The 25,690-nt window shown below is 52.7% G+C and carries 25 protein-coding genes; 20 read left to right on the top strand and 5 right to left on the bottom strand.

Annotated features, from left to right (window positions below; genetic code table 11):
• Nucleotides 1–42 precede the first annotated feature (42 nt).
• The 4 genes from fabZ (at nt 43) to rnhB (ending at nt 3,275) form a co-directional block, all read left to right on the top strand.
• Nucleotides 43–480, top strand: coding sequence for a 3-hydroxyacyl-ACP dehydratase FabZ (fabZ, locus tag G367_RS0112715; RefSeq protein WP_020413515.1), 438 nt, complete (start codon nt 43–45; stop codon nt 478–480).
• Between the two features lie 122 nt (nt 481–602).
• Complete coding sequence (gene lpxA / locus G367_RS0112710) at nt 603–1,382, top strand: acyl-ACP--UDP-N-acetylglucosamine O-acyltransferase (RefSeq protein ID WP_020413514.1); 780 nt, start codon at nt 603–605, stop codon at nt 1,380–1,382.
• Nucleotides 1,383–1,494: 112 nt separating this feature from the next.
• Nucleotides 1,495–2,661 (top strand): lipid-A-disaccharide synthase, encoded by a 1,167-nt coding sequence (gene lpxB, locus G367_RS0112705; protein ID WP_020413513.1) that lies wholly within the window; start codon nt 1,495–1,497, stop codon nt 2,659–2,661.
• Entirely contained in the window at nt 2,658–3,275 is a 618-nt protein-coding gene (gene rnhB / locus G367_RS0112700; protein WP_020413512.1) for a ribonuclease HII, read from the top strand. The genes lpxB and rnhB overlap by 4 nt, the downstream gene beginning before the upstream one ends.
• Nucleotides 3,276–3,305: 30 nt before the next feature.
• Here rnhB and G367_RS0112695 read toward each other — a convergent pair whose 3' ends face one another.
• The gene (locus tag G367_RS0112695) at nt 3,306–4,568 is read right to left on the bottom strand and encodes an HlyC/CorC family transporter (RefSeq protein WP_026305100.1); all 1,263 of its coding nucleotides are present in this window, start codon (nt 4,566–4,568) and stop codon (nt 3,306–3,308) included.
• A 96-nt stretch (nt 4,569–4,664) separates the two neighbouring features.
• On the bottom strand, nt 4,665–5,465 hold the full coding sequence (locus G367_RS0112690; RefSeq protein WP_020413510.1) for a cytochrome C assembly family protein: 801 nt from the start codon (nt 5,463–5,465) through the stop codon (nt 4,665–4,667).
• Between the two features lie 204 nt (nt 5,466–5,669).
• Between G367_RS0112690 and ffh the strand changes: the two genes are divergently transcribed.
• From ffh to G367_RS0112660, 6 genes are all read left to right on the top strand, one after another.
• Nucleotides 5,670–7,091, top strand: a complete 1,422-nt coding sequence (ffh, locus tag G367_RS0112685) for a signal recognition particle protein (protein WP_020413509.1) — start codon at nt 5,670–5,672, stop codon at nt 7,089–7,091.
• A gap of 156 nt (nt 7,092–7,247) precedes the next feature.
• Nucleotides 7,248–7,487: a 30S ribosomal protein S16 gene (rpsP, locus tag G367_RS0112680; RefSeq protein WP_026305099.1), complete on the top strand. Its 240-nt coding sequence runs from the start codon at nt 7,248–7,250 to the stop codon at nt 7,485–7,487.
• 22 nt (nt 7,488–7,509) lie between these two features.
• The gene (gene rimM / locus G367_RS0112675) at nt 7,510–8,049 is read left to right on the top strand and encodes a ribosome maturation factor RimM (RefSeq protein WP_020413507.1); all 540 of its coding nucleotides are present in this window, start codon (nt 7,510–7,512) and stop codon (nt 8,047–8,049) included.
• Between the two features lie 12 nt (nt 8,050–8,061).
• Complete coding sequence (gene trmD / locus G367_RS0112670; RefSeq protein WP_020413506.1) at nt 8,062–8,817, top strand: tRNA (guanosine(37)-N1)-methyltransferase TrmD; 756 nt, start codon at nt 8,062–8,064, stop codon at nt 8,815–8,817.
• Between the two features lie 82 nt (nt 8,818–8,899).
• Nucleotides 8,900–9,256: a 50S ribosomal protein L19 gene (gene rplS / locus G367_RS0112665; protein WP_281165165.1), complete on the top strand. Its 357-nt coding sequence runs from the start codon at nt 8,900–8,902 to the stop codon at nt 9,254–9,256.
• Between the two features lie 390 nt (nt 9,257–9,646).
• A complete protein-coding gene (locus tag G367_RS0112660) occupies nt 9,647–10,399 on the top strand; it encodes a DsbC family protein (RefSeq protein WP_020413504.1) in 753 nt (250 codons plus the stop codon).
• 49 nt (nt 10,400–10,448) lie between these two features.
• Here the strand turns inward: G367_RS0112660 and aspA are convergent, their stop codons facing one another.
• From aspA to G367_RS0112645, 3 genes are all read right to left on the bottom strand, one after another.
• Nucleotides 10,449–11,915 carry an aspartate ammonia-lyase gene (gene aspA / locus G367_RS0112655; RefSeq protein WP_020413503.1) on the bottom strand — a complete coding sequence of 489 codons (1,467 nt, stop codon included), beginning with the start codon at nt 11,913–11,915 and terminating at the stop codon, nt 10,449–10,451.
• Nucleotides 11,916–12,040: 125 nt separating this feature from the next.
• Nucleotides 12,041–12,856: a helix-turn-helix domain-containing protein gene (locus tag G367_RS0112650; protein ID WP_020413502.1), complete on the bottom strand. Its 816-nt coding sequence runs from the start codon at nt 12,854–12,856 to the stop codon at nt 12,041–12,043.
• Between the two features lie 88 nt (nt 12,857–12,944).
• Nucleotides 12,945–13,955, bottom strand: coding sequence for a type I asparaginase (locus tag G367_RS0112645; RefSeq protein WP_040628880.1), 1,011 nt, complete (start codon nt 13,953–13,955; stop codon nt 12,945–12,947).
• A gap of 385 nt (nt 13,956–14,340) precedes the next feature.
• Here G367_RS0112645 and G367_RS0112640 point away from each other — a divergent pair, with 385 nt between their 5' ends.
• From G367_RS0112640 to G367_RS0112595, 10 genes are all read left to right on the top strand, one after another.
• Complete coding sequence (locus G367_RS0112640; RefSeq protein WP_026305096.1) at nt 14,341–15,663, top strand: homoserine dehydrogenase; 1,323 nt, start codon at nt 14,341–14,343, stop codon at nt 15,661–15,663.
• A gap of 92 nt (nt 15,664–15,755) precedes the next feature.
• Nucleotides 15,756–17,168, top strand: coding sequence for a threonine synthase (thrC, locus tag G367_RS0112635; RefSeq protein WP_020413499.1), 1,413 nt, complete (start codon nt 15,756–15,758; stop codon nt 17,166–17,168).
• Nucleotides 17,169–17,217: 49 nt separating this feature from the next.
• A complete protein-coding gene (gene recJ, locus G367_RS0112630; protein ID WP_020413498.1) occupies nt 17,218–18,945 on the top strand; it encodes a single-stranded-DNA-specific exonuclease RecJ in 1,728 nt (575 codons plus the stop codon).
• A gap of 79 nt (nt 18,946–19,024) precedes the next feature.
• Complete coding sequence (locus G367_RS0112625) at nt 19,025–19,936, top strand: DMT family transporter (protein ID WP_026305095.1); 912 nt, start codon at nt 19,025–19,027, stop codon at nt 19,934–19,936.
• A gap of 8 nt (nt 19,937–19,944) precedes the next feature.
• Entirely contained in the window at nt 19,945–20,574 is a 630-nt protein-coding gene (locus G367_RS0112620; protein ID WP_020413497.1) for a LysE family translocator, read from the top strand.
• 33 nt (nt 20,575–20,607) lie between these two features.
• Nucleotides 20,608–21,060, top strand: coding sequence for a hypothetical protein (locus tag G367_RS25190; protein WP_020413496.1), 453 nt, complete (start codon nt 20,608–20,610; stop codon nt 21,058–21,060).
• A 61-nt stretch (nt 21,061–21,121) separates the two neighbouring features.
• Nucleotides 21,122–21,517: a MerR family transcriptional regulator gene (locus G367_RS0112610; RefSeq protein WP_026305094.1), complete on the top strand. Its 396-nt coding sequence runs from the start codon at nt 21,122–21,124 to the stop codon at nt 21,515–21,517.
• A 96-nt stretch (nt 21,518–21,613) separates the two neighbouring features.
• Nucleotides 21,614–22,709 (top strand): peptide chain release factor 2 gene (gene prfB, locus G367_RS0112605; RefSeq protein WP_157533496.1). Its coding sequence is split into 2 segments (ribosomal slippage): nt 21,614–21,685 and nt 21,687–22,709, totalling 1,095 coding nucleotides; the frame shifts between segments, so codons are not numbered across the junction.
• 84 nt (nt 22,710–22,793) lie between these two features.
• Complete coding sequence (gene lysS / locus G367_RS0112600) at nt 22,794–24,278, top strand: lysine--tRNA ligase (RefSeq protein ID WP_020413493.1); 1,485 nt, start codon at nt 22,794–22,796, stop codon at nt 24,276–24,278.
• A 230-nt stretch (nt 24,279–24,508) separates the two neighbouring features.
• On the top strand, nt 24,509–25,450 hold the full coding sequence (locus tag G367_RS0112595; RefSeq protein ID WP_245556692.1) for a hypothetical protein: 942 nt from the start codon (nt 24,509–24,511) through the stop codon (nt 25,448–25,450).
• Nucleotides 25,451–25,690 lie beyond the last annotated feature (240 nt).

Raw genomic sequence — 25,690 nt, 5'->3', positions numbered from 1 at the left:
GGGGCGTTTAACGCCCCGAAGTGGTTTCTGGGGGCGTTTAGAATGATGGATGTATGTGAAATTCGCGAGTATCTGCCGCATCGTTATCCATTTTTGTTGGTAGACCGGATCGTGGAGTTGGAGGAAGGGAAATATATTAAAGGCTATAAAAATATTTCTGTGAACGAAGAGGTCTTTAATGGTCACTTTCCACAGATGCCAATCTTTCCCGGTGTTATGATCGTCGAGGCCATGGCTCAGGTATCTGGGATACTAGGGTTTAAGACTTTTGGTAAAAAGCCTGAAGATGGTTATTTATATCTGTTTGGCGGTGTCGATAAAGCGCGCTTTAAGCGTCAGGTAATACCCGGTGATAGACTGGATCTAGAGTCTGAGGCTGTTTCTGTACGCCGAAATATCTGGAAGTTTGCCTGTAAAGCCAGTGTGGATGGTGAGCTGGCAGCTTCAGCGGAATTGCTGTGCGCTGTAAAGAAGGTATAGAACCCAGAACCCCTGCGCATTGATTGATCGGCTAGATGCTTAGCCTTCTTCAAAGTCCCAGTTTCGCTATTTATTTGATGCTGTAGTGCCTAGATTTCACTACCTGAGGAGTAGATTCCAGAATGCAGACAAATATCCACCCCACAGCTATTGTCGATCCGACAGCTGTTATTGGTTCCGGGGTGAGTATCGGAGCCTATTCCATTATTGGAGCTGGCGTCGAGGTTGGTGATGCCTGTGATATCGCATCACATGTTGTTTTAAGTGGGCCCACTAAGTTGGGGAAAAATAACCGGATCTACCAATTTGCTTCTGTAGGTCAGGACACACCCGATAAGAAATACCGTGGTGAGGAAACCACCCTCGTTATCGGCGATAGCAATGTTATTCGGGAAGGTGTCACTATCCACCGTGGAACAGTGCAGGATCGTGGAGAAACTACGATCGGAAATGATAACCTGATTATGGCTTACGCTCACATTGGGCACGATAGCGTCGTAGGTAACCACACTATATTGGTTAACAATGTGGGTCTTGCCGGTCATGTGATTGTTAAGGACTGGGCTATTCTCAGTGGTTACAGTTTAGTCCACCAGAACTGCACCGTTGGCGAGCATGCTTTTTTAGGAATGGGTGCTGCTATTGGTAAAGATGTCCCTGCCTATGTCATGGTCGCTGGGAATCCTGCAGAAGCCAAAACCATTAATGCTGAGGGGCTGAGGCGCCGGGGCTTCTCTCGTGATGATATTTCATTGATCAATAAGGCTTACAAAACGGTCTATAGGCGTGGTCTTACTTTGCAGGAGGCTCTGCAGGCTCTGGCTGAGTTGCGCGAGCAGTCTCCCGTGATTCAGCCATGGATAGATTCTTTGCAATCCTCTTCTCGCGGTATCGTTCGCTAACCTCGGTTATTTGGGGAGCCTTAATCTTTTGGGCTCTCCAAGTTAGTCTTTGCGTAGTTTGCGCGATTTATACATATAAAGAGTTGCTCCCAAGTAGGAGGGGTTTTTAGGCGTGTCACAAAATAATAAACCGGTGCGTATTGGTATTGTTGTTGGTGAGGCTTCGGGAGATATTCTTGGGGCCGGTCTGATGGCTGCATTGAAAAAACGCCTCCCTCAGGTTCAGTTTGAAGGCATTGCGGGTCCACGAATGTTGGCCCTTGGTGCGGAATCTCTTTTTCCCATGGAGCGCCTCTCGGTAATGGGATTGGTTGAGCCTTTAAAAAGGCTACCTGAGTTGTTAAAGATCCGCCGATCGTTACGTCAGCATTTTTTAGATAATCCGCCAGATCTTTTTATTGGTATTGACTCCCCCGATTTTAATCTATCTCTTGAGGAGTCTCTCAAAGTAGAGGGAGTGCGGACTATGCATTATGTCAGCCCATCGGTTTGGGCTTGGCGTCGTGGCAGAATTAAAAAGATTGCCCGAGCGGTAGACCATATGCTGACGCTATTACCATTTGAGGCAGATTTTTATCGGCAGAATCAGGTTCCCGTGACGTTTGTCGGGCACCCTTTAGCGGATGATATTCCCTTACAAGTGAGTAGTATTGCCGCGCGTAAAGAGCTGGGATTTAGTGAAAGCGATAGGGTAATAGCCTTGTTGCCGGGTAGCCGTGGTGGTGAGGTGCGCTTGCTGGGCCCTTTGTTTTTACAGACTGCCCGCTGGTGTCACCAGCGCAATGCCGACCTGAAGTTTGTGCTTCCAGCGGCGAATGAGCAGCGCCTGACTGAGTTGCAAGAACAGCTGAAAGACTTTCCAGGTCTTCCGGTAACATTGTTAGAGGGAGACTCTCATAAAGCGCTGAGCGCTGCAGATTCTGTGCTAATCGCTTCGGGAACCGCGACATTGGAAACAATGCTGTTAAAGAAGCCCATGGTGGTTGCCTATAAATTGGGTCGAATCTCTTATGTAATTGTTTCTCGAATGCTACACACTCCTTGGGTTTCTCTGCCCAACCTATTAGCTCAGCGGGAGCTGGTTCCAGAAATACTGCAGAGTAATGCTACTGCAGAGAATCTTGGGGCGGCTTTAATGCGTTATTTTGAAGACCCATTACTCGGAGATCAGCTACACAGAGAGTTTGATGACCTCCATCAGCAGTTGCGCCGAAACGCCTCTGAGCGCGCTGCAGATGCTGTTTGTAGTCTGTTGGATTCGACTGGAAATCAATTATGAGCGCTAAAAAAGAGCTTCCTCCCTATGTGTGTACTTACCAGGGAGATTTACTTGCTGGTGTCGATGAAGTGGGGCGCGGTCCTCTGGCGGGAGATGTTGTTGCTGCGGCAGTAATTCTGGACCCTGCCAGGCCAATAGTGGGATTGGCAGACTCAAAAAAGTTAAGTGAAAAGAGGCGGGAGCAGCTTTTTGGGGAGATTAAAGAGCGTGCCCTGAGTTATTCCATAGCTCGCGCCACAGTGCAGGAAATTGATCAAATCAATATCCTGCAGGCTAGTTTGCTGGCTATGCATCGGGCGGTAGAACAATTGGCAGTGCAGCCGGAATTTGTTCTGGTGGATGGTAATAAGAAGCCAAGTTGGGGTTATCTCTGCGATACAGTGGTTCAGGGGGATAATCGAGTCGCGGCGATTGCAGCGGCCTCTATTCTTGCCAAAGTAACCCGAGATAGGGAGATGGTGGTGCTGGATATGGAGTACCCCGGGTATGGAATGGCCGGGCACAAAGGCTACCCTACCAAGGCCCATTTGCAGGCACTGCAAGAGTTGGGGCCGAGCCCTGTTCATCGGGTGAGCTTTGCCCCAGTAAAGCGGCTATTGGTGGACTTCGCCTAATGCAATTGACTGGTGACGACCTAAGGCCAGTCACCGGTCTATTTTTTTGATCCTGGCTTTAGTAATCATTTTTTCAGAAACCTCTTCAATTTCTACCAGGTAATTGAAAATATAGAGGCTGATATTGCCATCAGGGATGCTCTCCAAGTGTTCCATGGCCAGACCATTAAAGGTTTTAGGGCCATCGGTGGGTAAGTCCCATCCCAGCGTGCGGTTGATATCCCGAATAGAGGTGCCACCCTCTATCACATACCAGCCGTCGCCGGAAGCAATAATCTCCTCGTCATCACTAGGTACCTGGCTAGCGGTAAAGTCGCCAACTATTTCCTCTAGCAGGTCTTCCAGGGTGACAATACCCATCACTTCCCCGTATTCATCCACAACCAACCCCATACGACGCTTGGTTTTTTGAAAGTTCATTAACAGAGTGGGGAGTGGGGTGGCTTCCGGAACAAAATAAGGCTCATCGGTAAAGGACTTGAGGCGCTCGGCGGTCAGGTTATCGGGGCCATCGCGAAGGATCTGCGCGGCGCGGCGCAGGTGCAATATACCAACAACCTTGTTGATATCACCTCTGTAAACTGGCAAGCGAGTGAAGCTGCTTTCAGCCAGTTGTTGGAGAATCTCTTCGGCGCCGTTTTCAAGGTCAACCCCCATCACTTCATTGCGTGGGATCATAATGTCTTCAACTGTTGCTTGATCCAGGTCCAACACATTTAGGAGCATGCCTTTGTGCTTGCTGGGAATTAGTGCGCCGGACTCAAATACCACAGTCCTGAGTTCATCTGGAGCCAGGTGTTCGGCGTCACTATTGGCGGTTGTTTCTACACCCAGCAAGCGCGCAAGCCCATTGGAAATACCACCCACCAGGAGAACAACAGGAGTAAGCAGCCACTGCAGTGGGCGCAAAATAAATGAGGCGGGAAAGGCAATTTTTTCCGGGTGCAGTGCGGCAATGGTCTTTGGGGTGACTTCCGCAAAGATCAACAGGGTGATAGTTAATACTATCGTTGTGAGTATCTCACCATACACTTGAGCAAAGACAGAGCCAACAATAACGGAGACAAGTACGTTAACGAGGTTATTGCCAATAAGAATTGAGCCGATCAGCTTATCGGGTCGAGCAAGAAGCTCCATAGCCCGCTTGGCTCCGCGGTGGCCGCTTTTTGCCTGGTGCCGCAGGCGATAGCGGTTGAGTGCCATCATGCTGGTTTCGGAGCTGGAAAAGAAAGCTGATATAACAATCAGCAGGGCCAGCAGGCTAAATAGCAGGCCCGGGGGCATCTCGTTCAAGGGAGAACTCTTTTTATTTGGGAGCGGAGATATTGGAACAGAATGCAGACCTCCGCAAGTTTTCCGGTCACTTTTAAGTTGTTTTATCCATTCACGTTACCCGCGCTGCAAAATCACTTCCATTACCAGTTTGCTGCCAAAATAGGCCAGCATCAGTGCAGCAAAGGCGCTCAGCGTCCAGCGGACTGCGGTGTTGCCCCGCCAGCCCCACTGCCAGTGCCCCCATAGGAGGATGCTGTAGAGTACCCAGGCGATGATGGAGAGTATGGTTTTGTGAAGTGGGCCCTGCTCAAAAAGATTTCCCACAAATATAAAACCTGTGATTAGTGAGGCGGTGAGTAACAGCTGCCCGAACGCGACCAAGCCAAATAACAGGGATTCCATGCTCTGAAGCGGCGGTAGCAGTCGGGTGGCGCCCACAGGCCTGTGGTTGTGCAGCTGCTGGTTAAGATAAAATAGGTAAATAGCCTGTAGGGTGGCCAAGGTCAGCAGGGAGTAGGCCGAAATTGAAAGCAATGCGTGTACGGCAATGCCTGCGGAGAGCTGCTGGTGTGGCTCAACAGAACCCCAGGTGTGCGATGCCGCGAACTCTGTAAGCGCACCCATGGGAGCAAAGATTAGGATTAGCAGGGTTAGTGGGCGACCTGCAGCCAAAATAAGCAGTAACAGATTTACCACCCAGGCGATCAGGGAGAGCATCGCCAGTAAGTCGAAGCGATATCCTGCGGGTGAGAACAGGGTGTGTCCCAGGGATATCGCATGTGTGATCAAAGCACCTGCGAGAAGGCCCAGCAGCAGTTTATTATTTGGCTGCCGCTCGCGGGCGAGGGCACCTGCTGCGACTGCAGTTGTAGCTATGTAGAGAGCGATTGCCGTCCAGTGGGCGAATGCCGCCATTGAATAGATCCGTATCTTTTATTGCAATAGAAGAGGAGTGTGTCACAGCCCGCTGGAACAGGGAAGATCTGGTGATATTTCTGCTGTGAGGGTACCTGGGCTATACTGCCGCGCCTCAAAGTGGGAGTTAGAAGAGGCTCCCTCAAATTTCGCGGCCCTCCGCACTGGGGTCCAATCCGCAATCGGAGACATCGAGACGAATTTATGTTCGATAACCTGAGTGACCGCTTATCGGCGGCCCTAAAGAAAGTCACCGGCAAGGCGCGCCTGACCGATGACAATATCCGCGACACCTTGCGTGAGGTACGCAAGGCTCTGCTAGAGGCGGATGTCGCCTTGCCAGTGGTTAAGGCTTTCGTGCAGCAGGTGCGCACGGCAGCTGTGGGGCAGAAGGTTAGCAAGGCTCTGAATCCGGGGCAGCAGTTCGTCAAGATTGTTCAGGATGAGCTGGTTAAGGTGATGGGGGCCGCTGCTGAGCCACTTAACCTTGCTGTCCAGCCCCCAGCAGTAATCCTGATGGCGGGTTTGCAGGGTGCCGGTAAGACCACCAGTGTTGCCAAACTGGCCAAGTACCTGCAGGAGCGGGAAAAGAAAAAGGTAATGGTGGTGAGTGCGGATGTGTACCGCCCTGCCGCAATCAAGCAATTGGAGACTCTGGCGGGTGAAGTGGGTGCATTGTTTCACCCGTCGGAGGCTGAGCAGAAGCCTTTGGATATCGCCAAAGGTGCTGTAGATGCTGCGCGCAAACAGTTTGCTGATGTGCTTATCGTCGATACCGCTGGTCGTCTGCATATTGATAGTCAGCTGATGGACGAGATTCGCGAACTACACAGTGAGCTAAACCCTGCAGAAACCCTGTTTGTGATTGATGCGATGATCGGTCAGGACGCGGTGAACACTGCTAGTGCCTTTAATGAAGCCCTGCCGCTGACCGGGGTTATCCTGACAAAAGCTGACGGTGATGCCCGCGGTGGTGCGGCGTTGTCTGTGCGTCATGTGACTGGTAAGCCGATCAAGTTTATCGGTGTCGGTGAAAAAACTGACGCTCTGGAGACCTTCCACCCAGATCGAATTGCCTCCCGTATTTTGGGAATGGGCGATATTCTGTCTCTGATCGAAGAGGCTGAGCAAAAAATCGATAAGGAGAAGGCAGAAAAGCTGGTTAAGAAAGTCCAGAAGGGTAAAGGTTTTGACCTTGAAGATCTTCGCGATCAGCTACAGCAAATGCAGAATATGGGTGGCTTTGGTTCATTGCTTGAAAAAATGCCGGGCATGGGAGGCGTTGCCCAGGCAGCCCAGCAGGCTGATATGGGCAAAGAGTTCAAGCGAATGGATGCGATTATTTCCTCTATGACCCCCGCTGAGCGCCGTAACCCTGAGCTGCTTAACGGTTCGCGTAAGCGCCGCATTGTGGCCGGTTCCGGCACCCAGTTACAGGATTTGAATCGTCTGCTCAAGCAGCACAAGCAGATGGGTAAAATGATGAAGAAGCTCAAAGGCGGCGGTATGGGCAAAATGATGCGCGGCCTTGGCGGCCTGCCTGGCATGGGTGGCGGTATGCCCGGAGGTGTTGGCGGCATGGGTGGCCTGCCTGGTGGTTTGCCTCCTGGTTTTAAGAAGAAATAGTGCCTTTTGGGCCGCTGTTGCGGCCCGATGAATCGCTATACAAATCCCCTGCGGTACATTAGAATACGCCGCCTTTCGCTGGGTGAGCTGCCGGCGAAGTTGTATAGGTGGCTGCTCAACACAGCCATCCAGTATTTGAATCTACAGGAAAGTTACATGGTAACCATTCGTTTGGCTCGTGGCGGCGCTAAAAAGCGTCCGTTCTATCACCTGACCGTAACCGACAGCCGCAATTCCCGCGACGGTCGTTTCATTGAGCGTGTTGGATTCTTCAACCCGGTTGCTCGTGGCCAGGAAGAGCGTCTGCGTATCGATCGTGAGCGCGTTGACTTTTGGCTGGGCCGCGGCGCACAGGTTTCTGACCGCGTCAGCAAGCTGCTGAAAGAATCCGCTTAATTTGCGCGTAAGTGGTGCGCCTGTGACGAATAGCGGTGAGAACTCCGATCAATTGGTCACTGTAGGGCGCGTGACTACCGTTTATGGTGTGCGCGGCTGGGTCAAGGTTCACTCCTATACCGAGCCGATGGACAACATCCTGCAATTCCCCAATTGGTGGTTGCGGGGGCCGAAAGGCTGGGAGGCCCTGGAAGTCGACGCTGGTAAGCGTCACGGAAAGGGATTGATTGTACATGTGAAAGGCGTGGATGACCGCGATTTAGCGGCTCAACTTTGCCAGCGTGATATTGCCGTTGCGCGTGATCTTATGCCGGAACTGGGGCAGGGCGAGTACTACTGGCACCAGCTCGAAGGTTTACGGGTTATCAGCCGTTTCAACGGCGGAGAGCACGACTTTGGTATTGTCGCACGCATGATGGAAACTGGCGCCAATGATGTGTTGGTGGTGCGCGGAGGTGATGATAAGCGCGAGCGCTTGATTCCCTATTTGCCAGACCAGTTTATTGCAGATATTGACCTGGAAGCCGGTGTAATTACCGTCGACTGGGACCCGGCTTTTTAAGGCGTTTGGGCGATGACAAAAAGAATCGCTCTGGTAAGCATTTTCCCGGAAATGTTTGCCGCATTGACCGAGTATGGCGTCAGCGGCCGGGCTGTGAAAGATGGCCTGTTGGAAGTGCGCTGCTGGAACCCTCGGGAGTTCACCAGTGACAAACACCGCACTGTGGATGATCGACCTTACGGTGGTGGTCCCGGAATGGTGATGATGGCTGAACCCCTTTACCAGGCTTTACAGGCTGCTCGCAGCTGGGCCGGTGAGGATGGTAAGGCTGTACGAAGTATCTATCTGTCTCCCCAAGGGCGGCAACTGGATCAGCGCGGGGTCGAAGACCTTTCCGAAGCTGGCAATCTGGTTCTGCTGGCTGGGCGCTATGAGGGGATAGATGAGCGCATTGTCGAATCAATGATCGACGAAGAGTGGTCTATTGGTGACTATGTCCTTAGCGGTGGCGAATTGGCTGCTATGGTGATGGTGGATGCGATTACCCGCCTGATTCCCGGTGCTTTAGGACACGATCAGTCTGCAGTTGAGGACTCTTTTTCCTCGGGGCTGCTGGACTGTCCCCACTACACCCGGCCAGAGCAGTACCGGGGCGTAGCGGTGCCGGAAGTGTTGCTCTCGGGCAACCATGAAAGAATACGCCGTTGGCGCCTCAAGCAGGCACTGGTGCGCACACAACAGCGCCGCCCTGACCTTTTGGAAGGGATGGAGCTGGATAAGGAGCAGAAGCAGCTGCTGGAGGAAATTCAGCAGGAGCAGAAGTCCTAAAAAATTGATGCCGGATTCGCCGGGAGGCGGGAGTAGTTCGGTGAACTAGCTGAGAAGCTACACAAACTCTATTTGGGAGCAAATCCAAATGACTAACAAAATTATCCAACAGCTGGAGCAGGAACAGCTGAAGAGCGAAGTACCTCCTTTCGCACCGGGCGACACTGTAATCGTTCAGGTAAAAGTAAAAGAGGGTAACCGTGAGCGTCTGCAGGCGTTTGAAGGTGTGGTTATCGGTAAGCGTAACCGTGGCCTGAACTCCTCTTTCACCGTGCGTAAAATCTCCCATGGCGTTGGTGTAGAGCGTACTTTCCAAACTCACAGCCCGCTGGTTGACAGTATTAAGGTGAAGCGTCGTGGTGACGTGCGTCAGGCTAAGTTGTACTACCTGCGCAACCTGACTGGTAAAGCGGCGCGTATCAAAGAGAAGCTTAACTAAGTACTTCTCTAGCAGCTCACGAAAAAGCCGGGGCCAAATGGTCCCGGCTTTTTTGTGCCTGATAGATTTTGAGCGATGGGACCCTTAGGTCATTTACCCTCTAATCAGCTCTTGTGGGAGTGGCCGCCAACCTGGCAGGGTAAGTGAGTGGCCAGCCGGTGGTGGATAAAGGCTGGTGAGGCCCGGAAATCCCAATCCTCACATAAAAACAAATATTTGTAAGTTTCGGTTGTTCAGCTCACAACCTTGGCATTAGGGCGTAGTTCCCTGTGCCTGAATATGTTAAAACGCGCCATTGAGACCGGTTACGGTAATTAGCTGCCATACTGGCTGGAACTGAAGGCCGACGTTTGAGTCGAAGCCCATTGAGAATTTAAGGAGCAATCGGTAATGATGCTTATCAAGAAGCCACTAGCATTCGCTGGTTTACTGCTCGGCCTGCTTGGATCTGCGGCCCTGGCGGAAGTCGACGCAAATGTTGCAAAAGCCATAAAGGCTCGCCTGGAGACTGGTAACCCCAAGGCCACTTATGGCGATGTGCGTAAGAGCCCAATTAGAGGACTCTATGAGGTGGATGTAGATGGTGGCAACACTACCCTATTTGTCTCAGAAGACGGCGGTCATTTTATCTACGGCGACTTGTTTCAGGTGAAGAGTGGAGGTGGCCTCGCTAACCTCTCTGAGACGCGTAGGGCCGGTCATCGGGCCAAGGTGATGGGCAATCAGGATGTTAAGGACATGATTGTGTTCTCTCCGAAGGGGGAGACCAAGGCGAGCATCTATGTATTTACCGATGTGGATTGTGGTTATTGCCGCAAGCTGCACCAGGATGTGCCTGAGCTGAATAAACGTGGTATTGAGGTGCGCTACCTAGCGTTCCCGAGAGGTGGTTTGCAGTCTCTGGGGTACCGCAAGCTCGCTACCGCATGGTGTGCTGACGACAGTAATAAAACATTGACCGCTCTGAAAAACCGGGAGAATGTGCCCCTTAAGGTTTGCGATAACAATCCAGTGGCGGCTCAATACAAGCTCGGCAATGAGGCGATTGATGTCCGTGGTACGCCTACTATCGTAATGGAAGATGGTCGAGTGGTACCGGGTTATCTACCGCCGGCATCTTTAGTTAAGGAGCTGGGTATTTAATCCTTTCCGAGCCTGATAAGCCGGCAGCTGAGCTGCCGGCGTCTCTCTATTAAGCAGGGCTTTTCAAGGATACTTTCCTGGGTTGGGTCATATTTTCCGGAGCAAGAATATCATTGAGTTCCTCCTCGCTTAGCAGCCCATCTTCTAAAATTAGCTGTTTCACGCTGGCCCCGGTAATCAATGCTTGTTTGGCTATACGGGTCGCATTTTCGTAGCCGATAAATGGATTTACCGCAGTGATCAGGCCAATGCTGTTTTCCACCATCTGCAGGCAGTGCTCCTCATTGGCGGTGATGCCACTGATACAGCGTTGTGCCAGGGTATCCATAGCTTGAGTCATCAGTCGCATAGACTGCAGCAGGTTAAAGGCGATTACAGGTTCCATAACGTTTAACTGTAGCTGGCCGGACTCTGCTGCCAGGGTAATGGTCAGATCGTTGCCAATTACCTGGTAGGCGACCTGGTTAACCACTTCTGGAATTACGGGGTTTACCTTGCCGGGCATAATCGATGAGCCGGGCTGCATTGGTGGGAGGTTGATTTCATTGAGGCCGGCGCGTGGGCCGCTGGATAATAAACGCAGGTCGCTGCAAATTTTTGAGATTTTTACCGCGATACGTTTCATCACGCCGGAAAACATTACGAAGGCGCCCATATCGGAAGTCGCCTCAACCAGATTTTCTGCGCAGACAAAATCTATGCCGGAAATTTCAGAAAGGGCTGAAACAACTAACTGGCGGTACTCGGGGTCAGTATTGATGCCTGTGCCAATCGCGGTACCGCCCATATTGATTTCTGTAAACAGTGTCACCAGCTCCTTGACTCTGGCGACATCTTCACGAACGGTTGCGGCGAAGGCAGCAAACTCTTGCCCCAGAGTCATGGGGACAGCATCTTGCAGCTGGGTACGCCCCATTTTTATAACCTGAGCGAATTCTTCGGCCTTTTTATCGAATTCGACACAGAGAACCTCCATAGACTGTACCAAATCGTTGTAGCTAAGCAGTACGGCCAGGTTGATGGAGGTTGGGTAAACATCGTTAGTGGACTGTGACAGGTTTACGTGGTTGTTAGGGTGGGCTTTTTGGTATTCGCCTTTACTATGCCCCAACAGCTCCAGTGCGCGATTAGCTATAACTTCATTGGCATTCATATTGGTGGAGGTGCCGGCCCCCCCCTGAATCATGTCCACAAGAAACTGGTCGTGCAGTTTGCCGTCGATAATTTCATCACAGGCGCCCGCAATGGCTGTTTGCAGGTTGTTTTCAAGATAGCCCAGTTCCCGGTTGGCCTGTGCCGCAGCCTTTTTGACCATCGCCAGGGCTTTTACCAGGTTGGGGAAGTGATTCACGGTAATCCCCGTTATCTGGAAATTTTCCAGGGCGCGCAGTGTCTGGATGCCAAAATAAACATCTGCAGGCACTTCACGCTCCCCCAGCAGGTCGCGCTCAACTCGTGTTGCGCTGCCGGCGCTGAATACGGGCATGGGTTTTAGTGTATGGAAATCATTGGTCATATTGATTCCTGTTTTCTCTTTATCTGCATGTGGGCGAGTGCGTAGAGAGCAAGGTTTACTTTGCTCTGAGGTTCGCCTTTTTGTTGCGGTAAATTGACCCCTTAAGTGAAAAGGGGCTTTGTTGTTTAAAGTGGGGTGGCAAAAAAATTCTGCGGGCCCTCAGTAGTTGAGGTCTGGATGTTTTCACGGATATTCGGGTTGATTTCACCTGAGTCCGGACCAAAAACGCCGCAAAGCTTCAATGCATTTTTAATACTGATATTTCGTCCAAGGGACTCCAAAACCACTTTGGTGCAGACGGGTTCCCGTCTGTCATTGGCGGAAGCACCAAGCTTGAGGCCTGATAAATAACTGACGCGGCTCTTATAGGTTGGGTAGAGAATAGTTTGTGCTATCTCATTTCGTGTCAGGGCTTCGTAACCAATCAGGAATATGCGCTCAGAAAGAAAAAAGAGCATTCCCTTATAGCGGGATTTGTACCATTCCTCCCTGTTCGGATAGCGCATACGCTCAAAGCGCTGGAAGTAATAGCCATCTCCATCGGACTCTATATGTAGCAGGCTGCGAACAATATGATCCGGAAAGGTCATGGAGTAGTGATACTCAAAATAGAAGCCCAGGTACTTATCCGCCCGGCCCTGGGATTCACGCATGAGAATGTCGATATCCGGACTGTATGGGCGTATTGCTTCTTTTGTACTTGAGGGTGTGCTGCGTACACGAACAATCTGATCAAACTGTTCATGAGGCATCATAATTTCGTGAGGCTCAACCCCAAAAAAATGGCAGATTTTATTGAGAGTGTACTGCGAAGGTTGGGTATGACCATTCAGATATTTATTAAATTGCGCCCGATTAACCTCCATACGCCTGCACACTTCGGCGATTGAGCGGTAGAAACTGCACAAAAGGCGTAAGTTTTGTGAGAAGTCGTTACTCATCGATTATCTGCTTCTGGTTCCAATGCCCGGAAAATCCTTCCCAATATTTTATTAACCACTCCCTGGGTATGCCGATTTCCCACTCTATTTAACTGGGGGTACACTCTCCACACAGTGAAGTTTCCATCAGTTCTTTGATTTTATCGGTTGGATAGCCCATAGCTAATAAGTGATTTAACTTGGCAAAACAAGCTTCGCTGGTCATATCCAATCCACCAATAACACCTGCGCGTAATAAGGCAGAGCCCGCTGCATACTTGCCTAGGTCTACTACATTTTCGAGGCACTGGGATACGGCTACACAGATAATGCCCAACTCCGTAGCTTTCTCCAGTTGTGAGGTAAAGGCACAGTCATCGGTGGGTGCATTACCGGTACCATAGGTCTCTATCACCAAGCCTCGCGGGCGATGTTCAATGACCTTACTGAGGAAGAGGGAGGAAATGCCGGGGAAAAGCTTTATTAGTACAACATCGCCATCAGCGGATTCCGGGATTTGGAATTGTGTAGCACCACCGGGTTCCAGTAAGGCGTTGCGATCAATGTTGATCTGAATGCCCACTTCACCAAGGCATGGATAGTTCGGACTGGTAAAGGCATCCAGTGAGCCTGAACTCACTTTAACAGCGCGGTTACCTCGCAACAGTTTGCCGTTGAAGTAGAGACAGATCTCCTTGATTTCATCGGAACCACTGAGCAAAAGGGCGGCAATCAGGTTGTTGTAAGCATCACTTCGCATCTCCCTCAGGGGAATCTGCGAGCCGGTAACCAGTACTGGTTTGGCCAGGCCCTGAAGCGCAAAAGAGAGTGCGGATGCGGTATAGGCCATGGTGTCGGTACCGTGCAACACGACAAAGCCGGAGTACTGGCTATAGTTGTCGCGTATCAGGGTGGCAATACGATACCAGTCCCGAGGCTGCATATTAGCGCTATCCAGCAGTGGGTCGAGAGCCTGAAAGTCATAGCTTGGGAGCTGGCCAATGGCATCTTGTAAAAGGCGTTCTAGAGCGCCTTCCAAATCGGCATCCGGGATGTAGCCGGACTCGCTTCGACGCATGCCCAGGGTTCCGCCAGTGTACAGGATAAGAGTTTTTTTCATTACTCGACCGCTATCTGAGTCAGTTTTCAGGGCGCCCATTTTTCTGGAAAAGGCGCGGTATATGCAATTTCGCAGGTTGTTGGCACCTGATGCTAGTAGATGCTTATATAGCATCTACTGAGGATGGTATCTGTTTCAAGAAGTGTTTTATGGTGACAGAAGTGTCAAATGCCCTTATTTGAGGATGCCTAAAGCCGGTGCGCAATTTAATTGGATTTATTGCGTATCTCTCGGTAAGGTTGTCGATCTTTTGTCGACTTTGTTGATATTTATTGCGCTGTGCCCCGGAGTGATATTTTAGTGTATTTACGTTGGGCCGGGAGCAAATGCGCGGAGGGAATTTGTGAGCGCAACAATTGAAGAGTCTGCGGGGGCAGTTGGTCAGGTGGTTGCAGGAAAAACGCAGCGTGCAGTGAGAATTGGTGTGTGCGGCCTGGGCACAGTGGGTGGTGGGACGATCAATGTCCTGGCACGCAATGCGGAGGAAGTGGCCGCACGCTGTGGGCGCCCGGTGGCTATTGAGCAGGTTGGGGCGCGCCGGGATAACCCGGACTGTGACACCAGCCGACTGAATGTAACGCGGGAAATTTTCGATGTTGCCAACAATCCCGATGTCGACATTCTGGTGGAGTTAATCGGTGGCACTACTGTGGCCCGTGAGCTGGTATTAGCAGCCATAGAGAATGGCAAGCATGTTGTTACTGCTAACAAAGCGCTGATAGCCGAGCATGGCAATGAACTGTTTGAGTTAGCTGCCAGCAAAGGAGTCACTATTGCCTATGAGGCTGCCGTGGCTGGGGGTATTCCGATTATAAAATCCTTGCGCGAGGGGCTGGTCGGCAACCGGATTCAGTGGCTCGCGGGTATTATAAACGGCACGGGTAACTATATTCTCACCGAAATGCGCGATAAGGGCCGCAGCTTCGCTGAGGCGCTGTCCCAGGCGCAAGCGCTCGGCTATGCGGAGGCCGATCCCACTTTCGATGTGGAAGGTATTGATGCAGCGCACAAGCTGGTGATTATGGCTTCTCTGGCATTCACTATGCCGCTCGCTTTCGACAAGGTGTATACCGAGGGCATCAGCCGCATCTCCAGCGAAGACATCCGCTATGCCGATGAACTCGGCTATAGAATCAAGCATTTGGGTATTGCCCGCCGTACAGATCAAGGGGTGGAGCTGCGAGTACATCCGACACTGATCCCCCAGCGCCGCCTGATTGCCAATGTAAATGGGGTTATGAACGCTGTGCTTGTGAATGGTGATGCGGTTGGGCCGACCCTGTATTACGGCGCTGGTGCTGGTGCGGAGGCCACAGCTTCAGCTGTGATTGCTGATATTGTCGATGTGGCGCGTACCCTTGATGCCAGGCCAGACCAGCGAGTGCCCGCTGCCGGGGTGGCACTTACCGAGCAGGGAGATACCCAGGTGCTGCCGGAAGAAGAGGTGGTTACCAGCTATTATCTGCGCATATCTGCCCATGATAAGCCCGGTGTTATGTCTAAGGTGGCCACTATTTGCAGTGATCAGGGTATTAGTATTGAGGCCTTGATTCAGCACGAGCCTTCGGAAGGTGAGGAGTTGGTGCCGGTGGTGATCCTGACCAGCCGCGCCAGAGAGGCCTGCCTGCGTGAAGCAGTCGCTCAGATTGAAGCCCTGGATACGGTTGAGGGTGATGTGGTGCGAATTCGCGTGGAAAGCCTTGGCTGATCCTTACCTTTGTCGCTTATTTGGTACTGTTCCCGAGAGGAGCGTTGCCAGTTTTCTGTACATCCCGCTAAGTTTGAGAGCCAATTAACACCGTGAAATTTATCAGTACTCGCGGCCGCGCGCCGTCTCTCTCTTTTGCCGATACTGTTCTCACCGGGCTTGCCAGTGATGGCGGCCTCTATGTACCGGAGTCACTGCCGCAATTTTCCCGAGAGGATATTGCGGCTATGGCGGGTCTGGATTACCAGCAGCTGGCTTTTGAAATTATCCGGCCGTTTGTGGGAGAGGATCTCAATGAGCGGGAGCTACGCGATATTATCGAGCGCTCCTATGGTTTGGGGCAGGGTCAGTTTCGTCACAGGGCGGTAGCGCCTTTGGTGCAGACCGATACCAACGAGTGGATTCTGGAGCTTTTCCACGGCCCAACTCTGGCCTTTAAAGATTTTGCCCTGCAGTTTCTCGGTCAGTTGTTCGACCACCTGCTGAAAAAGCGTGGTGAGCGCGTGGTGGTGATGGGAGCTACTTCCGGGGATACCGGTTCGGCGGCGATTGAAGGCTGCCGCCACTGCGACAATATCGATATTTTTATTTTGCATCCCCATAACCGGGTCTCAGAGGTGCAGCGTCGGCAGATGACCACGGTGTTGTCGGACAATGTGTTCAATATCGCCATGGAAGGTAATTTCGACGATTGCCAGAATATGGTGAAGGCCAGCTTCGCCAACCATTCCTTTTTGCCCGATGGGCGCCGTTTAGTGGCGGTGAACTCCATTAATTGGGCGCGTATTATGGCGCAGATTGTCTACTACTTTTACGCGGCCTTGCGCCTGGGCGCATCAGATAAAACGGTAAATTTCTCCGTGCCCACTGGCAACTTTGGCGATATTTTTGCCGGTTACCTGGCGAAGCGGATGGGGCTGCCTATCGATCAACTGGTGATCGCCACTAATGCCAACGATATCCTGCACCGCTGCATCAGCGATAACGACCACACCCCTAAGCCGCTGATACACAGCCTGTCGCCCAGCATGGATATCATGGTGTCGAGCAATTTTGAGCGCCTGCTGTTTGATCTCTACGGCCGCGATGGTGCCGCAGTGGCGGAGTTGCTGGCAGATCGCAGTGTGCCTATGCACTTGAGCGAATCGGCCCTGGCGCAGGCCCAAAAGACATTTTCCAGCTATAGGGTCGACGATGCGCGTACTATTGAGGTGATTCGTGAGCAGTACCAGGCGACCGGCTATCTGCTCGATCCCCATACCGCTATTGGTGTCGAGGCCGCAAGAAGGGTGCGCCGCTCTGCTGAGCAGCCAATGGTTTGCTTATCCACTGCACACCCGGCAAAATTCCCCGATGCTGTGGCGCAGGCACTGCCACAAACTAAAATTCCCTTACCGGCACATATGCAGGACCTCTGGCAGCGCGAAGAGCGATTCAAGGTGCTGCCCAACGACTTGTCCCAGGTGCACGACTATATGGCGACCATGTTGTCCGAAGGGCACTAGCTGGCGCAGCGAGGGACTTGGCGGCCGGATTAAAAATAGCTGAGAGAGAATGAATACAACAATTCAGCGGCGGCCAGTGGATTTTTCCACTGGCCGTTTTGCTTCTGAAACTCCCAAAATTTTGCAGAGGGTACTGCTTGGTCGCGGTATCGTCAGCGAGGAGGCCCTGAACCACAGTCTCGCCAAGCTGCAGCAACCTCAGTTGATGCGGGGGCTGGATACAGCGGTGACACTGCTGGTGGAAACCGTGCGAGCGCAACAGAAGATCTTGATTGTCGGTGACTTCGATGCCGACGGTGCTACCAGCAGCACGCTCGCCGTACTGGCGTTGGGGGCCATGGGAGCTTCGGGTGTTGACTTCCTCGTGCCGAACCGCTTCGATTTCGGCTATGGGTTGACCCCGGAAATCGTTGAGGTGGCCAAAGATTATGCCCCGGATATGCTGGTCACAGTAGATAACGGCATCAGCAGCATCGATGGAGTTGCAGCGGCCAAGGCGGCGGGGATGACGGTGATCGTAACCGATCACCACCTGCCGGGCAGTGAGTTGCCAGAGGCTGATGCCATCGTCAATCCAAACCAACCGGGCTGTGATTTTCCCAGCAAGAATCTCGCCGGTGTGGGAGTGATTTTCTATCTGTTGAGCCGCCTGCGCAGTGCTCTGCAGGAGTGCGGCTGGTTTGAACAGAGTGGCATAGTCCCGCCGAATATGGCTGAGTACCTCGACCTGGTGGCATTAGGCACTGTGGCAGATTTGGTGCCTCTGGATCATAACAATCGCATCCTGGTGCACCAGGGTATCGCCCGTATCCGTTCCGGCCGTTGCCGGCCCGGGATTTCCGCACTGTTGGAAGTGGCGGGGCGCGATCAGCGAAGGCTTTCCACTACAGATATCGGTTTTACCCTGGGGCCGCGGATCAATGCTGCCGGGCGCCTGGATGATATTGGTACCGGCATCCGCTGCCTCCTGACCCGCGATCCCAATGAGGCCCGAGAGCTGGCGGGGGAGCTGGATAGGCTCAACCGGGACCGCAAGGCAATAGAGCAGGGTATGCAGCGGGAAGCCCTGGCGGCGTTGGAAGAACTACAGCTTGAGGGGGAGATTCCCTGGAGTCTTTGCCTCTACGATACTAATTGGCACCAGGGGGTAGTGGGTATCCTCGCCAGCCGTATCAAGGAGAAATTCCACCGCCCGGTAATTGCCTTTGCAGAAGGGGATAATGGCCTGGTGAAAGGCTCTGCGCGCTCCATTCCCGGTTTACATATCCGCGATGCCCTGAGCGATGTGGCTGCAGCCAATCCTGAATTGATCAGTAAATTCGGCGGTCACGCCATGGCCGCGGGCTTGAGCTTGCCGGCGGAGCACCTCAGTGCCTTTCGTACCGAGTTTGAGCGGGCAGTGCGCAACCGCCTGGATGAAAATCAATTACAGGCAGTGATCGACTCTGATGGTGAATTGGATATTGCAGATTACACCCTGCAAACTGCAGCCTTGTTGCGCGCCTGCGCCCCTTGGGGCCAGGCGTTTCCCGAGCCGGTCTTCGATGGGGAGTTTCTGCTGCTGCAACAGCGAATCGTTGGTGAGCGCCACCTAAAAATGGTGGTTGCCCCGCCGCAGGCTCCGCAACTGGCACTGGATGCCATCGCCTTTAATGTGGACACAGATCAGTGGCCGCAGGCTGCCGAAAGAGTGCGTTTGGCCTACAAGTTGGATGTCAATGAATTTCGCGGGCGGGAATCCCTACAGTTAATGGTGAACCTGCTGGAGGCGGTATAAGAGTCACCTTTTCAAAAATCGCGAAGTGCGGGGAGCGTATTCGCGGCTGTGCTTAAAAACGTCGTTGGAAGTAGAAGAAGTGAAACGGAAACAAGTCCAGGCTGAAGTCCTGCTGTTATTGGCCGCCCTGTTCTGGGGTGTCGCCTTTGTGCCACAAAAGGTCGCTATGGCGGATATTGAGCCGCTGGCATTTAACGCATGGCGCTTTATTCTCGGTGGCCTGATTTTGGTGCCGATCGTTTATTGGTTGTCTTCTCGCAGGGATTCCCAGCCCGGTGAAGTGGGTGGCAAGCATGTTAATCATCGTTGGAAAGCCTGTTTGCCCGGCGGTGCTGTGCTCGGTTTCTGGCTGTTTCTTGGTGCGGCGCTGCAGCAAGTGAGCTTGCTCTACACAACCGCTGGTCGGGCTGGGTTTATTACCGGTTTCTACCTGCTATTGGTGCCAGTGATCGGTTTGTCCCTCGGCCACAAAACCAATCGCTGGACTTGGGTGGGCATTGCTCTTGCCCTTTTCGGCCTCTATTGGCTGGCGGACTTTGCTGAAGAGTCGCAATTAATCGGTGACTTAATGGTGTTCGCGAGTGCCTTCGTATTCGCTATACAGGTGTTGTCGGCCGATCATCTGGTGAAGCGCTACGATGCATTGCGTCTCGCCTGTATCCAGTTCCTGGTATGCGGCTTTTTGTCAGCCCTGGCATCCCTCTTCACTGAAGAAGCAACAATGCAGTCGGCTGTGGATGCAGCCTGGCCCATCGCCTATATGATGATTTTTTCCACGGCACTGGCCTTTACTTTCCAATTGCTGGCCCAGCGCTATGCGGCGCCTTCCCACGCCACGGTAATTATGAGTCTGGAGGCGGTGTTTGCTCTGGCGGCGGGGTGGCTATTCCTCAATGAGGTGCTGAATGCCCGTGAGCTTATCGGTTGTGGCCTTATGTTGGCAGGAATGCTTGTTAGTCATTACGGTAACCACAATGGTACCCATCACTAGGAAGTAAAATGGAGCTGTCTGTACTCGCGCTTTTTGTCCCAGCCAGTTTTTTTGCCTCGGTAACACCGGGATTGTGCATGATGTTGGCGCTCAGCCTGGGAATTACACTGGGGGTGCGCCACACCTTGTGGATGATGGTTGGTGAGCTGGCGGGAGTAGCCCTAGTGGCTCTGGCTGCAGTGCTTGGGGCTGCAGTGCTGATGGCGCAGTACCCGACAGTATTTCAGGTTTTCAAATACTGTGGCGGTGCTTATCTTGCTTGGGTAGGCGTGCAAATGTGGCGCTCGCGAGGGCAATTGGCCGCCATTGATGGCGGAGGCCGGGGGGCTATGCGTGTACGGCCTTCGCCTAAAGCGTTAGTGGCCCAAGGGTTTGTTACTGCTGTGGCCAACCCTAAAGGATGGGCTTTTTTCATTGCCTTATTGCCACCCTTTATCAATCAAAGTAAACCTTTGGTGCCGCAACTCTCCGTGCTGCTTGCCACAATACTGTTGCTGGAAACCCTGTGTCTGCTGATTTACGCTGGAGGTGGTCAGGCACTCAGTCGTCTGCTGGAACGTGCTGAGAATGTGCGCTTGATCAATCGCATCTCCGGTACATTGATGTTACTGGTGGGAGTCTGGCTGGCACTGTCCTGAGTTGGGCTGTCGTCGTTTTATGGAGGAAGTTCGATGGTAAAAACAACACTATCTGCATTGATTGCATTGACCCTGGTGGTGGCCGTGGCTGCCTGCGGCGGTGCCAAGGAGGAGCAGGCAATGGAAAATCAAGTTGAAAATACCCCGGGGCCTACCCAGCCGGAGGTAGCGCCAAGCGCTCCCGCGCCGAGGCCGGGGGAGATGGTTTGGGTCTATCGCAAAAGCGGTCGCAAGCAGTGTGAAGGTGGAGGTATGACACTACAACAGAGCCTGGCCAAATTACGAGAGAATGGCATTGCGGTACAGGAGTCCCGCTGTGGCGTGCGAACTGACAGGATGTACCCGGCAGTGTGTGGGGCTCCTACCGGAGATATATTGCTGCATCTCGTTGGTATGGATGCTTTAGATGCAGCGTTGGAGTTGGGTTTCGATCCCGCCGAGCAGGTGCAATACCAATTTGCGGCATGTCGCGATAACAGCGCCTAGAAATTGTTGAATAGTGCTTGCTGTGGTGTTTGGTGAGCCTTGGAATCCGTAGGTGCTATCGGTGAATATATCTCAGGCAGCCCGCAGCTCGGGCCTAAGTAGTAAAGCCTTACGTCACTACGAGGAAATTGGCCTGTTGGTTCCCAGTCGTGGGGCTAATGGCTACCGCCAGTACACTGCAAGTGATGTAGAAACCCTGCGCTTTATCCAGAGGGCCCGTGTCAGCGGTTTTTCGACTGGAGAGGTCCGGGCCTTGCTGGAGTTGCGCGAGAACCCCGACAGGCGTAGCCGGGAAACCAAGCTGCTGGTCAGTGAAAAACTATCCCACCTGGAAGAGCAACTCCGAGACCTGCTCGAAATGCGTACAACCCTGTTGGCATTTGAGAAAAGTTGTGCCGGCAACGACTCACCCGAGTGCGCAATCCTGGATCGGTTATCTGGTCAGCTTCCAGGCTAATCCAATGGGTATCTCATTAGCTGTCGACTGGCAGGACCCCCGCGCGCTGCGGTAGAATGCGCGCCGCTTTTTATTTTGTCCGGACACCGAAAGTTCATGGAAATCAATCCCCTCCTCAATCAATTAAAAGACCTCGAAGAGCGCACTGACGTTCTTAGGGGGTATCTTTGACTACGCCAGCAAGAAAGAACGCCTTACCGAAGTAGAGCTGGAGCTGGCCGAGCCGAGCGTTTGGGACGACCCCAACCGCGCACAGGAACTGGGGCGCGAGCGCTCCTCCCTGGAAACGGTGGTTAATACCATCGAAAACCTTGACTCCGGCATTGCCGATTGCCGCGAACTGTTGGAAATGGCAGTCGAGGAAAATGATGAGGACTCCGTAGGGGAGGTCTCCACTGAGATCGAAGGTCTCCAGCAGCAGCTGGGGATTCTGGAATTCCGCCGTATGTTCTCCGGCGAGAATGACGAGAACAATGCCTACCTGGATATCCAGGCCGGCTCCGGTGGTACCGAGGCCCAGGACTGGGCGGAAATGATCCTGCGTATGTACCTGCGCTGGGGTGAAGCCCACGGCTTCAAGACCACCCTGGAAGAGGTCTCTGCGGGGGAAGTGGCCGGTATCAAGAGTGCCACCGTGCACTTTGCCGGCGACCATGCCTTCGGCTGGCTGCGCACAGAAACCGGTGTACACCGCCTGGTGCGCAAATCGCCGTTTGATTCCGGCAACCGCCGTCACACTTCTTTCAGCTCGGTATTTGTGTCACCGGAAATCGATGACAATATCGAGATTGAAATCGACAAATCCCAGGTGCGTGAAGACACCTACCGCGCATCAGGCGCCGGTGGTCAGCACGTCAACAAAACCGATTCTGCGGTGCGTTTGACCCACACAGAATCCGGGATCGTCGTGCAGTGCCAGAGCGAGCGCTCCCAGCACCAGAACCGCGATAAAGCCTGGAAAATGTTGCGCGCGAAAATGTACGAGCAGGAAATGCTCAAGCGCAACGCAGAGAAGCAGGCCATGGAAGACAGCAAGGCCGATATCGGTTGGGGCAGCCAGATCCGCTCCTACGTGTTGGACGACCAGCGTATCAAGGACCTGCGTACCAGTGTCCAGACCAGCAACTGCCAGGCAGTACTGGACGGAGACCTGGACCAATTTATCGAAGCCAGCCTCAAAGCCGGCCTCTGATTTAAAGTCTCCACTCTCACCGCGCCCCTCGTCTCTCACTAATGGGACGAGGGGTAATATCACTCACAAAACTGATAGATCACCATGACTGATATCCAGCAAGACGAAAACAAACTGATCGCCGAGCGCCGCACCAAGCTTTCCGCTCTGCGCGAGAAGGGCAATGCTTTCCCCAACAGTTTTCGCCGCGAGAACCTCGCTGCCGACCTGCAAGCTGAGTTCGGCGATAAACAGAAAGAGGAGCTGGAAGAACTGGGTAAACGGGCGTGCGTAGCGGGGCGAATCCTGGCTAAACGCGGACCCTTTATGGTGATCCAGGATGTGTCTGACCGCATCCAGCTCTACGCCGATAAAGCGGCACAGAAAGATATTAAAGAGCGCTTCGGTGCCTGGGATATCGGCGATATCGTCGGCGTAAAAGGCACACTGCACAAATCCGGCAAGGGCGATCTCTACGTCAACTGTGAAGAGTACAGCCTGCTGACCAAAGCACTGCGCCCGCTGCCGGAAAAATTCCACGGCATCGCCGATCAGGAAATGCGTTATCGCCAGCGCTATGTGGACCTGATCGCCACGCCGGAAGCCCGCGAAGTGTTCCGCGTGCGCTCTAAAGTGATCGAGTATATCCGCGACTTTCTCAACGGCCAGCAGTTTATGGAAGTGGAAACGCCCATGCTGCAAGTTATTCCCGGCGGAGCCAGCGCGCGCCCGTTCGTCACTCACCACAATGCGCTGGATATCGATATGTACCTGCGTATTGCCCCGGAGCTGTACCTGAAGCGCCTGGTCGTGGGTGGTTTTGAGCGGGTTTACGAGATCAACCGCAACTTCCGCAACGAGGGCCTGTCCACGCGCCACAACCCCGAATTCACCATGCTTGAGTTTTACCAGGCGTACGCGGACTACAACGACCTGATGGATCTCACCGAGAAGATGCTGCGCGGTATCTGTGAGGATGTTCTGGGCTCCACCACTGTGGAATACCAGGACAGCAGCTACGACTTCTCCAAGCCGTTCGCGCGTTTGTCTGTATTCGACTCCATCCTGCACTACAACCCGGAACTGACTGCGGCCGATATCGACAATATTGAATCCGCCCGCGCCGTTGCCGAGAAGCTGCAAATCCCACTGAAAGACAGCTGGGGCCTGGGTAAGGTACAGATCGAGATCTTCGAGAAAACTGTAGAGCACCGTCTCGACCAGCCGACCTTTATCACTGAGTATCCAACCGAAGTGTCTCCGTTGGCTCGCCGTAATGATGACAACCCGTTTGTCACCGACCGCTTTGAATTCTTCGTTGGCGGCCGCGAGATTGCCAACGGTTTCTCCGAGTTGAATGACGCGGAAGATCAAGCCGAACGCTTCAAGGCCCAGGTTGCGGAGAAAGATGCCGGTGACGACGAAGCCATGCATTACGACGCCGATTATATCCGCGCGCTGGAATACGGTCTGCCGCCCACCGCTGGTGAGGGCATCGGTATCGACCGTCTGGTAATGCTGTTTACCAACTCTCCATCGATTCGCGACGTACTGCTGTTCCCGCATATGCGTCCTGAAACGAACGATTAAACGGCTCACCGCGCTACTAGCAGTGTGCTCTGCCGTCGCGTCAATACTTCGGCGCGACGGCCCTCTCCGGATATCCTCTTCTAAAGTCGGGCATTCCTGTACAGGAATTTCATTGGCCTTTTCCCGTTTGTCGCATCTGTGTAACTGATGTTACGGCCGCGATCTACTCTAAATAAATCCATCGACGAAATTGCAGAGCTGTAGAAAGTGAGCAATAAAAGAAGGAGAAAGTGTTGGCAACTAAGGCGGCGCAATGTATTTGTGGGCTGGGGAGTTTGTTTATCTGCTGTACTGCCCTGGCTCAGTCGAAGTTACAATACCCTCTATCACAGGAACTAAGTGCTAGCTCGGTACCAATTGAGTTCCAAAACCTTCCTGTGCCGTATACGCCTTCCCTTCCTAGAGTCTCGACTCAAAACGGCTGGCGCTTTGCCGTCACGCCATACTTATTCCTGCCCTTGCGTACCAAGGGTGAGTCTACAGTGGCTGGAACCACAGTGGATGTTGATCTCAACCTGAAGAGAACCCTGGAACTTCTAAATGTGGCTTTTTCTGCCCGGCTTGAGGCCTGGAAGGGACGCTTTGGCGTAGTTACCGATCTTTATTATGTACACCTGAATTTAAAAGAGGGGGCTAGTATACGCCCTCCCAGAAATCCACAGTTAGATATAGACATCAATATTGATGTAAATGTGGATGTACATCAGGGGTGGGTTGCTGCATTTGGTGCATTTCGTTTATTAGATGGGAGTTTTGCCACTGGTGACCACCGTTATTTTTGGGATGTCGGTGCGGGTGTACGCTGGAACCGTCTCCGGCAGGAGGTGAAAGCCAGGGTAGGAATTGATATTGCCCCGATGCCTGAAGTGCGAAACCGGCTGGGAGGCCGCAAGAGCTGGTGGGAACCAGCTATAGGCACCAGAGTGGGGCTCAGGCTGAATGATTGTCTTACTCTGGGGGCGCGCACTGAAATCGGAGGTTTTGGTGCCAGCGGTGACGAATTGCAATGGAATCTACTGGTCGGACTTGACTGGCGTGCTTGGGAAGCAACGTCCTTACGTTTGGGTTACCAGTATTACAGTATCGACTATTCCAGTAGACTTCCAGATGGAAAATTTGCCTATGATATTGACCAGCATGGGCCCTATATAGCCGCTACATGGCGTTGGTGATCCCTGATTATTAGGTTTGGATAATATATAAATACTGACTGGAGAATCCGTTTTCCTGGTACTCCTATGATGCTTGTTGGTGAAGTATATTCACTTCTATTCTGTTTGTGATTTAATCGCGAATCTGGCAATAATATTCTTTTTATAAAACGTTCCCCCTGGAATAGATCTTCGAATGAGATGCCTGAGTTTTTTGGATGTATTTATATCTGGCTTGATAGATAAACAATAAAAAAATAA

This window comes from Microbulbifer variabilis ATCC 700307, from assembly GCF_000380565.1.
GTDB lineage: Bacteria > Pseudomonadota > Gammaproteobacteria > Pseudomonadales > Cellvibrionaceae > Microbulbifer > Microbulbifer variabilis.
The sequence above is the reverse complement of the archived record's forward strand: the minus strand, read 5'-3'. Positions and strand labels throughout refer to the sequence as shown.

Coding starts and splice junctions, on each gene's coding strand:
- ffh (WP_020413509.1), top strand. CDS start 5,670: ATGTTCGATAACCTGAGTGACCGCTTATCGGCGGCCCTAAAGAAAGTC.
- G367_RS0112650 (WP_020413502.1), bottom strand. CDS start 12,856: ATGAGTAACGACTTCTCACAAAACTTACGCCTTTTGTGCAGTTTCTAC.
- aspA (WP_020413503.1), bottom strand. CDS start 11,915: ATGACCAATGATTTCCATACACTAAAACCCATGCCCGTATTCAGCGCC.
- fabZ (WP_020413515.1), top strand. CDS start 43: ATGATGGATGTATGTGAAATTCGCGAGTATCTGCCGCATCGTTATCCA.
- G367_RS0112660 (WP_020413504.1), top strand. CDS start 9,647: ATGATGCTTATCAAGAAGCCACTAGCATTCGCTGGTTTACTGCTCGGC.
- G367_RS0112620 (WP_020413497.1), top strand. CDS start 19,945: ATGGAGCTGTCTGTACTCGCGCTTTTTGTCCCAGCCAGTTTTTTTGCC.
- recJ (WP_020413498.1), top strand. CDS start 17,218: ATGAATACAACAATTCAGCGGCGGCCAGTGGATTTTTCCACTGGCCGT.
- G367_RS0112645 (WP_040628880.1), bottom strand. CDS start 13,955: ATGAAAAAAACTCTTATCCTGTACACTGGCGGAACCCTGGGCATGCGT.
- rnhB (WP_020413512.1), top strand. CDS start 2,658: ATGAGCGCTAAAAAAGAGCTTCCTCCCTATGTGTGTACTTACCAGGGA.
- trmD (WP_020413506.1), top strand. CDS start 8,062: ATGACAAAAAGAATCGCTCTGGTAAGCATTTTCCCGGAAATGTTTGCC.
- G367_RS25190 (WP_020413496.1), top strand. CDS start 20,608: ATGGTAAAAACAACACTATCTGCATTGATTGCATTGACCCTGGTGGTG.
- lysS (WP_020413493.1), top strand. CDS start 22,794: ATGACTGATATCCAGCAAGACGAAAACAAACTGATCGCCGAGCGCCGC.
- G367_RS0112690 (WP_020413510.1), bottom strand. CDS start 5,465: ATGGCGGCATTCGCCCACTGGACGGCAATCGCTCTCTACATAGCTACA.
- rpsP (WP_026305099.1), top strand. CDS start 7,248: ATGGTAACCATTCGTTTGGCTCGTGGCGGCGCTAAAAAGCGTCCGTTC.
- lpxA (WP_020413514.1), top strand. CDS start 603: ATGCAGACAAATATCCACCCCACAGCTATTGTCGATCCGACAGCTGTT.